The 14,432-nt window shown below is 64.8% G+C and carries 14 protein-coding genes; 11 read left to right on the forward strand and 3 right to left on the reverse strand.

Annotated elements, in window-relative coordinates:
* Positions 1–146: 146 nt before the first annotated feature.
* From mpl to HOP51_RS06550, 3 genes are all read left to right on the forward strand, one after another.
* Positions 147–1,526 (forward strand): UDP-N-acetylmuramate:L-alanyl-gamma-D-glutamyl-meso-diaminopimelate ligase, encoded by a 1,380-nt coding sequence (mpl, locus tag HOP51_RS06540; protein WP_234273139.1) that lies wholly within the window; start codon positions 147–149, stop codon positions 1,524–1,526.
* A complete protein-coding gene (locus HOP51_RS06545; protein WP_234273140.1) occupies positions 1,519–2,136 on the forward strand; it encodes a flavin prenyltransferase UbiX in 618 nt (205 codons plus the stop codon). The genes mpl and HOP51_RS06545 overlap by 8 nt, the downstream gene beginning before the upstream one ends.
* 72 nt (positions 2,137–2,208) lie before the next feature.
* A complete protein-coding gene (locus HOP51_RS06550; RefSeq protein WP_234273141.1) occupies positions 2,209–2,832 on the forward strand; it encodes a LysE family translocator in 624 nt (207 codons plus the stop codon).
* An 88-nt stretch (positions 2,833–2,920) separates the two neighbouring features.
* Here the strand turns inward: HOP51_RS06550 and HOP51_RS06555 are convergent, their stop codons facing one another.
* Genes HOP51_RS06555 through HOP51_RS06565 form a run of 3 tightly spaced genes read right to left on the reverse strand, consistent with a single transcriptional unit; the run spans position 2,921 to position 6,162 of the window.
* Positions 2,921–4,324 (reverse strand): bifunctional DedA family/phosphatase PAP2 family protein, encoded by a 1,404-nt coding sequence (locus tag HOP51_RS06555; protein WP_234273142.1) that lies wholly within the window; start codon positions 4,322–4,324, stop codon positions 2,921–2,923.
* Between the two features lie 43 nt (positions 4,325–4,367).
* Complete coding sequence (locus tag HOP51_RS06560) at positions 4,368–5,300, reverse strand: diguanylate cyclase domain-containing protein (RefSeq protein ID WP_234273143.1); 933 nt, start codon at positions 5,298–5,300, stop codon at positions 4,368–4,370.
* The gene (locus HOP51_RS06565; RefSeq protein ID WP_234273144.1) at positions 5,293–6,162 is read right to left on the reverse strand and encodes a hypothetical protein; all 870 of its coding nucleotides are present in this window, start codon (positions 6,160–6,162) and stop codon (positions 5,293–5,295) included. The genes HOP51_RS06560 and HOP51_RS06565 overlap by 8 nt, the downstream gene beginning before the upstream one ends.
* Before the next feature lie 90 nt (positions 6,163–6,252).
* Here HOP51_RS06565 and HOP51_RS06570 point away from each other — a divergent pair, with 90 nt between their 5' ends.
* From HOP51_RS06570 to HOP51_RS06605, 8 genes are all read left to right on the forward strand, one after another.
* Entirely contained in the window at positions 6,253–7,554 is a 1,302-nt protein-coding gene (locus HOP51_RS06570) for a glutamate-5-semialdehyde dehydrogenase (RefSeq protein WP_234273145.1), read from the forward strand.
* 68 nt (positions 7,555–7,622) lie between these two features.
* The gene (nadD, locus tag HOP51_RS06575) at positions 7,623–8,252 is read left to right on the forward strand and encodes a nicotinate-nucleotide adenylyltransferase (RefSeq protein ID WP_234273267.1); all 630 of its coding nucleotides are present in this window, start codon (positions 7,623–7,625) and stop codon (positions 8,250–8,252) included.
* Between the two features lie 66 nt (positions 8,253–8,318).
* A complete protein-coding gene (gene rsfS, locus HOP51_RS06580) occupies positions 8,319–8,681 on the forward strand; it encodes a ribosome silencing factor (RefSeq protein WP_234273146.1) in 363 nt (120 codons plus the stop codon).
* On the forward strand, positions 8,678–9,145 hold the full coding sequence (gene rlmH, locus HOP51_RS06585; protein WP_234273147.1) for a 23S rRNA (pseudouridine(1915)-N(3))-methyltransferase RlmH: 468 nt from the start codon (positions 8,678–8,680) through the stop codon (positions 9,143–9,145). Before rsfS ends, rlmH begins: the two co-directional genes overlap by 4 nt.
* Before the next feature lie 42 nt (positions 9,146–9,187).
* A complete protein-coding gene (gene mrdA / locus HOP51_RS06590) occupies positions 9,188–11,095 on the forward strand; it encodes a penicillin-binding protein 2 (RefSeq protein ID WP_234273148.1) in 1,908 nt (635 codons plus the stop codon).
* A 3-nt stretch (positions 11,096–11,098) separates the two neighbouring features.
* Positions 11,099–12,259, forward strand: a complete 1,161-nt coding sequence (gene rodA, locus HOP51_RS06595) for a rod shape-determining protein RodA (protein ID WP_234273149.1) — start codon at positions 11,099–11,101, stop codon at positions 12,257–12,259.
* Between the two features lie 73 nt (positions 12,260–12,332).
* Complete coding sequence (mltB, locus tag HOP51_RS06600; protein ID WP_234273150.1) at positions 12,333–13,397, forward strand: lytic murein transglycosylase B; 1,065 nt, start codon at positions 12,333–12,335, stop codon at positions 13,395–13,397.
* Positions 13,394–14,419, forward strand: a complete 1,026-nt coding sequence (locus HOP51_RS06605; RefSeq protein WP_234273151.1) for a septal ring lytic transglycosylase RlpA family protein — start codon at positions 13,394–13,396, stop codon at positions 14,417–14,419. The genes mltB and HOP51_RS06605 overlap by 4 nt, the downstream gene beginning before the upstream one ends.
* Positions 14,420–14,432 lie beyond the last annotated feature (13 nt).

The raw sequence follows: 14,432 nt of genomic DNA on the forward strand, positions 1-14,432 counted from the left end.
ATGCTTCACGACAAGGCGAAATATTCTAGCCGAAAGGCGTCGAGCCTGCACGCCGCTGGAGAGCGCCTGCCAGGCCGTGCTAGTCTGCCGATTCCTTTCCGGCGGACGCTGTCCGCTTGCTCTACCTGGTGAAAAGGTCGGATTCCATGCACCTTCATATTCTCGGTATTTGCGGCACCTTCATGGGGAGTCTGGCCCTGCTGGCGCGCGATCTGGGGCATACCGTTACCGGCACGGATACGGGCGTCTACCCGCCGATGAGTATCCAGCTCGAAGAGGCCGGCATCGACCTGTATGAAGGCTATGCGGCCGCCAACCTGGCACCGCGCCCCGATCTGGTGGTGGTCGGCAATGCCATGACGCGTGGCAATCCGGAGGTGGAGGCATTGCTCGACCTGGGCTTGCCCTATACCTCTGGCCCGCAGTGGTTGGCTGAACACGTGTTGCCTGGACGTCGGGTCATCGCGGTTGCGGGCACCCATGGCAAGACCACCACGGCGAGCCTGGCGGCCTGGCTGCTGGAGTCGGCCGGGCTCGAGCCGGGCTTCCTCATCGGCGGCGTGCCGCGTAATTTCGGCGTATCGGCAAGGCTGGGTGCTGCGAATGCCCCCTTCGTGGTCGAGGCCGACGAGTACGACACCGCTTTCTTCGACAAGCGCTCGAAGTTCGTGCACTACCGCCCTGAGATCGCCATTCTCGGCAACCTCGAGTTCGATCATGCCGACATTTTTTCCGATCTGGCTGCCATCGAACGTCAGTTCCACCATCTCGTACGCACCGTGCCGGGACGTGGCCGGTTGCTGGTAGCGGATGGCGAGTCGGCGCTCGACCGCGTGCTGGACATGGGCTGCTGGACGCCGGTGGAGCGCTTCGGCGACGACACCGAAAGTCCTTGGCGGCTGGAGCTGGAGCGGGATGACGCCTCGCGCTTCCGGGTGGTGCATCAGCAGGGGGAGGTGAACGAGGACGCCGTGGTCGATTGGACACTGAGTGGCCAGCATAACGCGCGCAATGCGCTGGCGGCCTTGGCCGCGGCGCATGCCTGCGGCGTCGACCTGGCGAGGGGCTGTGCGGCGCTGTCGCGTTTCGAGACCCCGCGCCGACGTCAGGAGGTGCGCGGCGAGGTGGCGGGTATCCAGGTCATCGACGATTTCGCACATCACCCCACCGCCTTCGCGGCCACCCTCAAGGGGCTGCGGGCCGCGACGCCGCGAGGGCGGTTGCTCGCCGTCATCGAACCGCGCTCCAACACCATGCGTCTGGGCGCGCTACGCGAACGTCTGGCAGCGAGCGTTGACGCCGCCGACCTGGTGTTCTGGTATCAGCCACCGGGGCTTGACTGGTCGCTGGCCCCGGTAGTGGAGGCCAGCCCCGTGCCGGCGCGGCTCGAACAGGATATCGATGCGCTGGTGGCGGCATTAGTGGTCGAGGCGCGCCCGCTCGATCGTATCGTGGTGATGTCCAACGGCGGCTTCGGCGGCATTCACGAGAAACTGCTGGCGGCGCTCGAGGTGGCGCATGGCTGAGCAGGCGCTACGACCTCCAGTCACGGTGGCGATCACCGGCGCCTCCGGCGCCCAGTACGGCCTGCGCCTGGTCGAGGCACTGGTGGCGGCCGGGCACGAAGTGTGGGTGATGATCTCCAAGGCCGCGCACCTGGTCATCGAGACCGAAACCGATGCTACCCTGCCGGCGCGACCTGAACGGTTGGCCCTGGCACTCACCGAGCGCAGCGGGGCCGCTCCCGGCCAGATTCGCTGCTTCGGGCGCGAGGACTGGATGGCTCCGGTGGCCTCCGGTTCGGGCGCGCCATCCGCCATGGTGATCTGCCCTTGCAGCACCGGTACGCTATCGGCAGTGGCCACCGGTGCCAGCAATAACCTGATCGAGCGCGCCGCCGACGTGGCGCTCAAGGAGCGCCGCCAACTGATTCTGGTACCGCGCGAGACGCCGCTGTCGACCATTCATCTCGAGCATATGCTAAATCTGACCCGCATGGGCGCGGTCATCCTGCCAGCAGCTCCCGGCTTCTATCACAAGCCCGAGAGGGTAGAGGATCTCGTCGACTTCATCGTGGCCCGAATCCTCAACCAGCTAGGCATCGAGCACCGGCTCATGCCACGCTGGGGGGAGTGACGCCGGGCCTGTGCCGACATCTTTTCGCCATCGGAACCTGACAGGTTGAGTGCCTAAGGACGAGACTCTTTCATGATCAAGCTATCGCTGCTGTCGGTCTTCGTGCCGACGTTTTTGTTCGTCTCCCTGACGCCAGGCATGTGTATGACCCTGTCCATGGTGCTGGGCATGACCCAGGGAGTGAAGCGCACGTTATGGATGATGGCCGGTGAACTCGTTGGCGTAGGACTGGTGGCGACTGCCGCCGGCGCCGGTGTGGCGACGCTGATGTTGCGCCAGCCCGAGCTGTTCGCGCTGTTCAAATGGGTGGGCGGTGCCTATCTCGGCTACCTCGGCGTGATGATGTGGCGCTCCCGGGGGCGCATGGCGATCCCCCTTGAGAGCGTCGAGCTGGCCCCTGCATCGCGTGGCCAACTGGCGCTGCAGGGCTTCGTGACAGCGGTTGCCAACCCCAAGGGCTGGGCCTTCTTCGTTGCTCTGCTGCCGCCTTTCCTGGATGCATCGCGCCCGCTGGGCGGGCAACTGACAGTGCTGATCGGGGTAATCCTCATCATCGAATTTCTGAGTCTGCTGCTGTATGCCGCCGGTGGACGGGGGCTGCGGCGCGTGCTGGGCGAGAGTGGCAATGTGAGGCTGCTCAATCGCATTGCCGGCACGCTGATGGTGGGGGTGGGAATATGGCTGGCCCTGGGCTGACCCGGGAGCTATCAGCTATAAACGCCAAGCCATGAGTGAGAACCGTTGCTGCGGCTGGCCGGCTGGTAATTGCATCACGGCTTAGGGGCTAGATCGGCGGCAGCCAGGCCACGCGTGCGGCGAGAAGCACCAACGAGGCGGCGGTCAGGGCCTGCCAGGGGCAGAGAGCCAGCGAGCGACGCGGCTGGCGCTGCCAGGCCAGTCGTACCAGGGCGCAGACCACCAGCCCCAGCAGTCCTCCGCCCAGCAGGTCGGTCAGCCAATGCACACCAACCACCAGGCGTGACAGCGCCATGGGCAGGGTCAGGGCGATGGCCAGCCAGTAGGCCCAGAAGCGCCGGTGCTGGGGCAGCTCCTGGGCGACGAAGGCGGCGGCCAGGCCATACAGCACCACGGCGGAGGAGGCATGGGCGCTAGGGTAGGCCAGCGAGCCGGTGAGGTAATCCGGTGTATCCGGTCGTGGCCGCCCGATCAGTGCCTTGCCCAGGGTGTTGAGCAGCGCGATACCGCCAAGCCCGGCGGCGATGTGGGTGAAAGCGGCCAGGTGCCGTCTGGCCAGCAGCCAGATGCCCCAGGGCAGGACCAGGGCCAGGATGCCGAGCATGTCCCCGATCCGCGCCAGGAGTTGGCCCGCTTCAGGGAGTAGCGGCACGACTAGGGTGTCGAACAGCGCATGCACCTGCAGGTCGATGGGGAAGGGACCACGTTGACGGATGACGGCGATGGTGAGCCCCGAAAGTCCACCGAGGGAGAAGATCAGCAGCAGCCAGTTGCCGAGAGGCACCTCTCTTCCATTGCGCCAGCTGCGTTTCAGCCATGCGCGGCGCAATAGTGGTGAGCGGCGCGCGGCGCGCGCCAGTAGGCGGTACAGGCGGCCGGCCCGGCTCACCTGATGGCGCAACCACGAGAAGACCACTGCCAATCCCACCACCACGATGGCCAGCGTGACCAGCAGTGTCTCGAGCCCGGCAGGAACCGTGAGTAACTGCTGCCAGGTCTGGCCCAGCAGGTAACCCGGCAGGACATAGGCCGGAGCCCAGAGAGCCGCTGAGGCCAGGTTGGCCCACAAGAAGGCTCGGGGTGACATGTGCAACATACCGGCAATGAGCGGAATCACGGGGCGAACCGGGCCGACGAAGCGGCCAAAGAAGACCGAGAGGCTGCCGTAGCGTTGGAAAAAGCGCGCGCCGCGTGCGAGCCACTCGGGATGACGTGATAACGGCCACAGTCGCGTGACCCGCTCGCGCTGGGTATAGCCCAGGCCGAAGCTGATGCCATCCCCCAGCACGGCGCCGATGAAGGCTGCCAGCAGCAGCGCGGAAACCGCCATGTCCTGGTGGCCGGCCAGCGACGCTGCTGCTGTGATCAGGACCACTCCGGGCAGCAGCAGGCCAACCAGGGCCAGCGACTCGAGCAGGGCGATGGCGCCCACGATGAGGAGCAGCATCTGGGGGGAGGGGGCGAGTTGCAGCAGGGTCTCGGTCAGGCTCAAGCATCGACTCCTTGGTTACCAGCTCCCGGTTCCAGCGTTCTTTTCACGACTCGCTGAGGTGCCGCGTCATGGCCAGCAGGCGCTGTTCGAAACGTGGCCAGCTCTCGCCCGGCAGGCGCTGACAATGGGCCACGCTGGCACGTAGCGGTCCGGTATCCACCAGCACCGTGGTTTCCAGCGCCTGCTCGATACGCTGTTGTACCATCTGGGCGCCGCTCTGGCTGGTATCGGGCAGCACCAGCCAGAACGTGGAGGCGCTCTGCCGCCCCAGGAAGTCGTGGCGTCGCGAGCAGCGATTGATGGCCAGGCACAGGGCATCGAGCAGCGACTGGCGCGCTCTATTGCCGAACTGCTCGCTGGCCATTTCCAACTGAGGCAGGTGCAGCGTCAACACGGCGAAAGGCTGTCCCAGGAACTGCGTGCGCTGGTACTCGCTGGCCAACAGCTCATGCAGGGCTTCACGGGCCAGGGCGTTACAGTGGGGATCGCGCGGGTTGGTGGCATCCAGCAGCGCCTGCTGACGACGTTGTTCCCAGGGTACCAGAGCGACCACCAGGGTCATGGCGATGTAGCTCAGCGCCAGGTGGACATCCAGCCGGTTGTCGATGAGCAATAGCCAGGCCGGAGCCAGCAGCAGGTTGAGCAGCATGGCGGAAGCAAGCGGTAGCAACAGCACCGTGAGCAGGGGAGCGAATCCCAGCCACATGATGCCGGTCTCGTTTAGCCATGGCAGTTCGAGGGCCAGCATCAGATAGCCGACGATCAGCGCCAGGTAGGCGGACAGCCGCGTCTGGCTGGCGCGCGAGACGCGCATCAGGCAGGCAACCAGCATGACCAGGGCGAGAGAGGCGGGCAATAGAATGCGGCGGTAGTCACCCATCAGGTAGCGCCAGATCGCATAGCCACCCAGCAGCAACGTGGCGATGGCATAGGCAACGACGAGACGTAACGCATGGTTCTGGTTGTCATCAGCCATGCACGCTCTCCGGCTCGACCTGGATGTCATGTTGCTGGCGTTCGAGGCGCTCCACCATCCCCTCAAGTGAGCCGATACTGCTCAGCGAGGCGAAGCGTATCTTGGCACTGGGGCGCAGCCCCCTGAGCAGGGCCTGGCGCCTTTCGCGTGCCTGCCGGTCGTCGCGGCTCAGCAGCAGCGTGGCCAGGGTACACTGATCAAGACGATAGCAGTTTTCGAACTCATGGGTCAGGCGACACAGATCCTGCGCCAACGGCCAGAGTTGCCTTCTCGAGGTGCGCAGTAGCATCAGCTCGCCGTGTACGCCTTCGCGTCGGCAGCGCGCTTGCTCGCGGCGCAGGTCGCTGATGAGCTGCTGGCCGCTCCAGAGTGGCAAGCCCGGCACGAGGCGAACGCGCTGGCGCGCGGCGGAGCGTGCCGGTAACAGATGGCGGTTGCGTGCCAGGCCAAGCAGCATCAATGGCAGCAGGACCAGGCCGGAGAACAGCGTCTGCTCGATCCCCAGCAGGTCGGCAAGCAGCCACCAGGTCAACCCCGCCAACAGGCAGGTCAGGGCCAGCATCCATCCGGGCTGAGGCAGCATCAGCAGGGCGGGCCAGACCCACAGCCACAGCGGATAACGCTCGGGATCGGCGACGAGCAGGCCCGCCAGCAGCAGGCTGGGCAGCAGTTGCCAAGGCACGGTGGCAGGGCGCCGATGGCTCATTTCGAGCAGGCTCGCGGTGACCATCAACCAGACGCTTGCCAGCACCAGCAAGAGCGTGCTGGAAAGCCGTTCCGAAAGGTATGCCAGTACGACCAGCAGTAGCGCCGCGGCCCAGAGATTCAGGCGCATCAGCCCGACTTTGTACTTGCTCTGCATGGTGCCTTACTATGGAGTCTGATGTGGTGTCGCGCCAGTATAACGTTCGCAGCGCCATGTGGCGCTTTGTCCAGGAGAACTTCCTTTCGCATGTCCGTTCACGCCTCTCAACCCGCCCGCACCGATGCCGAGGTAGGTGATGTCGCCGCCTACATGATTCGTCTTGGCCAGGCGGCACGCGCTGCAGCCACCCACATGCGGCGTGCCGTCACCGGTGACAAGAACCGTGCCCTGCTGGCCATGGCCGATCGGCTCCAGTCCCGCCGCAGCGATATCATCGCCGCCAATGCCGCTGATCTGGCGCGTGGCCGCGACAATGGCCTGGAGCCGGCGCTGCTGGACCGACTGGCACTGAACGATGCGCGACTCGATGCCATGGTGGAAGGGCTGCAGCAGGTAGCGGCATTGCCCGATCTCGTCGGTGAGATCGAGGGAATGCACTTTCGCCCCAGCGGCATTCAGGTGGGGCAGATGCGGGTACCGCTCGGCGTGATCGGCATCATCTACGAATCGCGCCCCAACGTGACCCTTGAAGCCGCCAGCCTGTGCCTGAAGTCGGGCAATGCCTGCATCCTGCGCGGAGGCTCCGAGGCGCGTGACTCCAACAGCGCCATTGCCGCTTGCATTCGCGAGGGGTTGCGCGAGGCCGGGTTGCCGGAGGACGCCGTGCAGGTCGTGGCGACTACCGACCGTGCCGCAGTGGGACAGTTGATCGCCATGCCCGAGTACGTCGACGTGATCATACCGCGTGGCGGCAAATCCTTGATCGAGCGTATCTCGCGCGAGGCGCGGGTACCGGTGGTCAAGCATCTCGACGGCGTATGCCACGTCTATATCGATGCCACGGCGGACGCCGAGAAAGCACTGGCGATCGCCGTTAACGCCAAGACCCACCGTTACGGCACCTGCAACACCATGGAGACCCTGCTCGTCGATGCTCCGGTGGCGGAGAAGCTGCTGCCGCAGCTGGCTGCAGCTTATGCCGAGCATGGCGTCGAGCTGCGTGGCTGTGAGCGGACACGCGCCATTCTCGCAGGTGTCGTCGCCGCCAGCGAGGAGGACTGGTACGCCGAGTACCTGGCCCCGGTGCTGGCGCTACGCGTGGTCGACGGTATCGAGGCCGCCATCGAGCACATCGAACGCTATGGCTCGCACCATACCGATGCCATCGTCACCGAGAACTATGGGCTAGCGCGCCGCTTCATGGCCGAAGTCGATTCCAGCTCGGTGATGGTCAACACCTCGACCCGCTTCGCCGATGGCTTCGAATACGGCCTAGGCGCCGAGATCGGCATTTCCACCGACAAGCTGCACGCGCGCGGACCGGTCGGGCTCGAGGGGCTGACTACCCGCAAGTACGTGGTGTTGGGCGACGGCCAGGTTCGGCAGTGACTGCGCACCAGACCCGCACTCAAACGGCCGGTTGCGCGGCGCTTCCTCTGGAGCCGCCGCGTGTGGCAATGCTGGGCGGTACCTTCGATCCCGTGCATCTTGGACACCTGCGCAGCGCCTTGGAGCTACTCGAGATCCTGGCGCTGGACCGTGTCCATATGATCCCCGCCAAGAGGCCGCCGCTGCGCGATACTCCTCGTATTGCTCCCGAAGAGCGCCTGGCGCTGCTGCGGTTGGGTATCGGCGATACGCCGGGCCTGGTCGCCGACCCGCGCGAGCTGGAGCGTGATGGTCCATCGTACAGTGTCGATACCCTGGCTAGCCTGCGCGCGGAATACGGCGACCAGGCCCGGCTGATCATGGCGCTTGGACATGACGCCTTCCTGCGTTTGGCCGAATGGCATGCGCCATGGCGTCTCTTCGAACTGGCTCATCTGGTGGTAATCGATCGGCCCGACTTCGAAGCTGTGTTGCCGCGAGCTCTGGCTGAACTGATCGAGGGGCGTGAGGTCGATAGCCCCGGCGCGTTGATGCAGCGCCCCGCGGGTCGTCTGCTACGCTTGGCGCTCCCGACGCGAATGGCGATATCGGCAACGGAGATTCGCCAGCGCCTCGCATCGGATCGCAGCGTGCGTTTTCTCGTGCCCGAGGCCGTCGAGGCGAGAATTCTGGCCAACTCACTATATCGGCATCGCTGAACGCTGCCAGCGGCGGCCCAAGAGGCTACAATGGCGGCGACCAAGACTTCCCGTTGATGAGGGGCTATGCAGAACGATTCGCTCAAGACTCTGGTGGTAGAGGCATTGGAAGATCTCAAGGCCAGGGATGTCGCGCTATTGGACGTCTCACGCTTGACCAGTGTAACCGATCTGATGGTCGTGGCCAGCGGCACCTCCACGCGCCACGTCGCCGCGCTGGCCGATAACGTGGTCCAACAGGCCAAGGCCAATGGTATCCAGCCGCTGGGTGTGGAGGGGCAGGCCGGGTCCGATTGGGTCCTGGTCGATCTGGGCGATCTGGTCGTTCACGTCATGCTTCCCGAAACCCGCCAGCTCTACGACCTGGAACGGCTGTGGGCCGATCTGCCGAGCGATGCGGAACAGCAGCAAGAGCACGGTGGCGCATGAAGATCCGCCTGCTGGCGGTCGGCACCCGCATGCCGGAGTGGGTCAACGACGGTGTCGAGGAGTACCGCAAGCGTCTACCGCGCGACTTCTCCCTCGAAATCGAGGAGATCGCCCCCGGTCAGCGCGGGAAGAATGCCGATACGGCCAAGGCGGTGGCGCTCGAGGCCAAGCGTATACGCGAGCGGCTTCGAGGGGATGAGCTAACGGTCGCGCTCGAGGTCGGGGGGCGGGCCTGGAGTACCGAGCGCCTGGCCCAGGAGGCCGAGGCCTGGCGCCTCGAAGGTCGCGATGTGGCGCTGCTGGTGGGAGGGCCGGACGGTCTGGCGCCGGAGCTTTCCGCCGCTGCCGAGCGGCGCTGGTCGCTGTCTCCGCTGACCCTGCCTCACCCGCTGGTGAGGGTGATTCTGGCTGAGCAGCTTTATCGCGCCTGGACCCTGATGGTGGGGCACCCCTACCACCGCTGAACGGCGACTTTACGACAACCCTGAGTCGAGACCATTTCCGGCATGCGCGACCGCCGTGAGACCCTGAAGAATCCCGAACAGGAACTGCGCATCTTTCGTGTGCGTGCGTTTCTGGCCGTATTGACGATCCTGCTCTTGACGGGCCTGTTGGCGGGGCGGCTGGTGTATTTGCAGGTAGTCCAGCACGAAGTCTACAGCACTCGGTCCGAGAAGAATCGTGTGCGGGTGGAGCCGTTGCCGCCGACCCGGGGACTGATCTACGACCGCAACGGCGTGCTGCTGGCCGAGAATCGCCCCACCTATAACCTCACCCTTACCCGCGAGCGGGTCGACGACCTCGATGCGACGCTGGATCGTCTCGAGGAGCTGCTGGAGCTGACCTCCGAAGAGGCCGAAGGCTTTCGCATCCGCGCACGCCAGCCCCAGCGTCCGTTCCAGCCCGCGCTGCTGATGAGCGACCTCGACGAGGTGCAGATCGCGCGACTGGCGGTCAACCGCCACCGCCTGCCCGGGATCGAGGTCGAGGCCCAACTGCTGCGCTACTACCCGGATGCGCAGATCATGGCCCATGCCCTGGGCTATGTCGGCCGCATCAACGCCGAGGAGATCAAGACGCTCGACCCGGGGCGCTATGCCGGTACTCACTTCATCGGCAAGACCGGGGTGGAGCGCTTCTATGAGGATGTGCTGCATGGCGAGGCCGGGTTGCGCCAAGTGGAGACTAATGCGCGGGGAAGGGTGCTGCGTGAACTCGGCCGAACCGACCCGGTACCCGGCCAGAACCTGACTTTGACCCTCGACAGGGAGCTGCAGAACCTGGCCTATGAGCTGCTCGATGGCAGGCGTGGCTCCATCGTGGCCATCGTTCCTGCAACCGGTGAGATCCTGGCCATGGTGTCGGCGCCTGGATTCGACAGCAACCAGTTCGTGACCGGTATCGATTTCGCTTCCTATCGTGCGTTGCAGGAGGACATCGATCTGCCTCTGTTTAATCGTGCGATTCGCGGCCAATATCCGCCGGGTTCCACCATCAAGCCCTTCCTCGCCCTTGCCGGCCTGGTGGAGGGCGTCATCACCCCGGATCGTACGATCAACGATCCCGGCTTCTATCAGTTGCCCAACGACAGCCGGCGCTATCGCAACTGGCTGCGCTGGGGGCATGGCCGGGTCGATATGGAGCGCTCCATCGCCGTATCCAACAATACCTACTACTATGCGCTCGCCCACGAGATGGGAATTGACCGCCTGCATGAGCAGATGAGCGCCTTCGGTTTCGGTCAGCGTGTCGGTCACGACATGTTCGGCGAGAGCGGGGCGTTGATGCCGTCCCGCGACTGGAAGCGAGCTCGCTTCAATCAGCCCTGGTACCCTGGCGAAACGCTCTCGGTAGGCATCGGCCAAGGGTATTGGCAGGTCACGCCGTTGCAACTGGCAACGGCCACCGCGGTTCTCGCCAACCGGGGGCGATGGGTGAAGCCGCGCATGGCGCGGGGGATTGACGACGAGCCCGTGCCGACCCGTTTACCGGATACCCCCGGCGACATCGTGATCAGCAACGAGGCGTGGTGGGATCGGGTCTTTTCGGGCATGGAAAAGGTGCTCACCGGCCACGAGGGAACGGCCCGGCGCACAGGGGTGGGGCTCGAGTATCGCATGGGCGGAAAGTCCGGTACCGCCCAGGTCTTCTCGTTGGGACAGGACCAGAAGTATAACGCCGAAGAGCTTGCCGAACGGCTGCGTGACCATGCGCTGTTCATGGCTTTCGCTCCGTTGGAAGACCCGCAGATCGCTGTCTCGGTGATCGTGGAGAATGCCGGCGGCGGCAGTACCCATGCGGCGCATCTGGCACGCGCCATGACCGATGCCTGGCTGTTGCAGGAAGAGGCTCCCGATGCCGAGGAGATACGCGAGGCGATGGAGAACGACAACGGCACCGTGGCGGGGAACTGAGCAATGGGATTGATGGGCTTGACCAAGGGGCTGCGGGCACGGCCGGTACGTGCACCGGAGAGTGGTATCTCACGGCGCAAGAGCATCTGGGAACGCACCCACCTCGACCCCTGGCTGCTTCTGCTGCTGTTGGTGCTGCTGGTGGCGGGCCTCGGCGTGCTCTATAGCGCCAGTGGGCAGCGGATCGAAGTCGTCCTGGCGCAAGGCTCGCGCTTTCTGGTTGCGGCCCTGGTGATGGTGGTGTTGGCGCAGATGCCACCTGTCACGCTGATGCGCTGGGCACCGCTGGTCTATGGTGTCGGTCTGCTAATGCTGATTGCGGTCGAGCTGGCCGGTGATGTTGGCATGGGCGCTCAGCGCTGGCTGGCGATCCCCGGGGTGATCCGCTTTCAGCCCTCTGAACTGATGAAACTGGCCATGCCGCTGATGCTGGCGGCGTGGCTCAGTCGGCGCGAGTTGCCGCCGCGCTGGAAGGACCTGCTGGTCTGCGCCGCGCTACTCGGTTTGCCCGTAATGCTGATCGCCAAGCAGCCGGATCTGGGAACTTCCCTGTTGGTGGGATGCGCCGGTGTTTTCGTGGTGCTGCTGGCGGGGCTTTCCTGGCGCTTCATTGCCTTCCTCTCCGTCGTTGCGGCGTCGGCGTTGCCACTGCTGTGGATGAACCTGCACAACTATCAGCGGCAGCGGGTCCTGACCTTCCTCAACCCCGAGAGCGACCCGCTGGGCGCCGGCTGGAACATCATTCAATCGACCACGGCCATCGGCAGCGGCGGCCTGTGGGGCAAGGGCTGGCTCCAGGGAACCCAGTCACAACTGGAATTCCTGCCCGAGCGCCATACCGACTTCATCGTCGCGGTACTCGGTGAAGAGTTCGGCCTGATGGGCATGCTGGTCGTGTTGTTGCTCTACCTGCTGATCGTCGTGCGTGGATTATGGCTTGCCGCCGCCGCGCACGATACCTTTGGGCGGCTGCTGGGTGGCAGCATCATTCTGACTTTCTTCATCTATGTCTTCGTCAACGTAGGTATGGTCAGCGGCATACTCCCAGTGGTTGGCGTACCCCTCCCGCTGGTCAGCTACGGCGGGACCTCCAGCGTGACCTTGCTGGCGGGATTCGGTATTCTCATGTCCATTCATGGGCACCGCCGGCTGCTGCCGCGATAGACGTTAGGTTTTGTACGAGCAGTGCCTGCGCTTGCCCATACGATAGGGGTCCCAGTCAAGGAGTGGCACAAGCATGACGCCATTGAGTAAGTGGAAAGGGGCCGGCGCCGCGGCAGCGGCATTGACTCTTGGGTTGTTGGCGCCGGTTGTGTATGCCGCGGATTTTTCCCCAGCACGGCACGAGGGGGCCCGGCAGTTGCTCGAAGAACTCAGTGAACGCGGTATCGAACGCGACTGGCTGGAGGGCGCGCTTGGCGAAGCCGCATTTCAGCAAGGGGTGCTCGATGCCATGGAGGGTGCGGCAGAGCGTCGTTTGCGCTGGGACGAGTACCGCGAAATATTCCTACAGCCCGAGCGCATCTCACGCGGTGTGGCCTTCATTGAAGCGCATGAGGAAGCCTTCGTCCGAGCCCATGCCGAGTACGGCGTGCCGCCCGAAATCATCGCCGCCATCATCGGCGTCGAAACCAGCTATGGTCGCTTCACCGGGAGTCATCGCGTCATCGACTCCCTGGCCACGCTGGCGTTCCACCACCCGGTGCGTGGCAATTTCTTTCGCGGTGAGCTGGCGGCGTTTCTCGAGATCGCCCATGAGCAGGACGTCGAGCCCGGCAGCCTCAAGGGCTCTTATGCCGGTGCCATGGGCTATCCGCAGTTCATCCCCACCAGTTATCGGGCCTATGCAGTGGACTTCGATGGCGATGGGCTGCGTGACCTGTGGACCAATCCCGTCGATGCCATCGGCAGTGTCGGTAACTATTTTGCCGAGCACGGCTGGCGCCCGGGCGAACCCATCTATGCCGAGGCCGAGGGTCCCGATACGCCGCCCGGGGCGATCGACTTCAACCGCACGCAGCGGCCCTACGCCAAGCTGGATGAACTGGAGCGGGCCGGAATCGTACCCAAGGTGGCGCTGGATGAAGCGACACCGGTGATTCCGCTGGCATTGGAAGTGGACGATACCGCCTGGCGCTATCGCCTCGGACACGACAATTTCTACGTCATCACTCGCTACAACCATAGCCACCTCTATGCCATGGCCGTGACCGAGCTGGCCGAAGCAATAGCGGACTCGCACGACCTCGAGCCCTTCCCCCTGTCAGCATCGGTGGCGATGGAGCGGGAGGATTTGCCATGAAAGGAGCATGGGCGGTGCTGGCCGTGTCGGCGCTGCTGGCGGGCTGTGCCGGCAGCGGTTCGAGTAGCCCGGCGCGAGACGATACGCCAAGGGCGTCCTCCGCGGCACCGGCCACAGGGGGCGGTCGTTATGCCATGAGCGGTGACGCTTATCCTGAAAACCCGCCCGATGTCAGCCAGATTCCCGATGCCGTGCCGCGCGTGGAAGAGCCCTCCCGTGGTGGCAACCGTCCCGTCTACGAGGTGTGGGGCAAGACCTATCATGTCCTGCCGGATGCGCGCGGCTATGCGCGGCAGGGTACCGCCTCGTGGTACGGCGAGAAGTTCCACGGCTACGCCACGTCCAACGGCGAAATCTACGACATGTACAAGATGAGTGCGGCGCACCGCTCTTTGCCGCTGCCTACCTATGCACGTGTCACGAGTCTGGACAATGGCCGCTCGGTGATCGTGCGGATCAACGATCGCGGACCGTTTCACAATGACCGCGAGATCGATCTTTCCTATGCTGCCGCCGCGCGCCTCGATATCCTCGAACGCGGCACCGGCAGGGTAAAGGTCGAAGCGATCGACCCCGTAGTGTGGCTGGCCGAAAATGACGGCGGCGGAGCGAACCGGAGCGCTACGCCTGCTGTCCAAACGTCGGCTCAGCCGTCGTCACCGGCACAAGCATCGCCACGGCCCGTTACGACCGCCAGCACCAGTTCCAACAACAGTCCCAACACCATCGCCTCGACTTCCGGCAGTAGCGCCACTGATGCCGGTGCCGCCAGCCGCGGCGAAGGTGGTGACGGCCTGCCGATCTACCTGCAGATCGCCGCGTTGGGATCGGCCGACAACGCACGAGCGCTCAAGGCCCGCCTCGAGCGTGAGCTGTCACATCCGGTACGGGTGGCGGATGCCACCGGTATGTACCGGGTTCAGGTCGGCCCGCTGGCGCATGCCGGGCAGGTCGAGCCCGTTCGGGCCGAACTCAGGCGTGCCGGTTTCGATCAGGCCTTTATCGTCAACGGCGCCGATTGATCGGCGCCAATAT

Source organism: Billgrantia zhangzhouensis (genome assembly GCF_021404465.1).
Lineage (GTDB): Bacteria > Pseudomonadota > Gammaproteobacteria > Pseudomonadales > Halomonadaceae > Halomonas > Halomonas zhangzhouensis.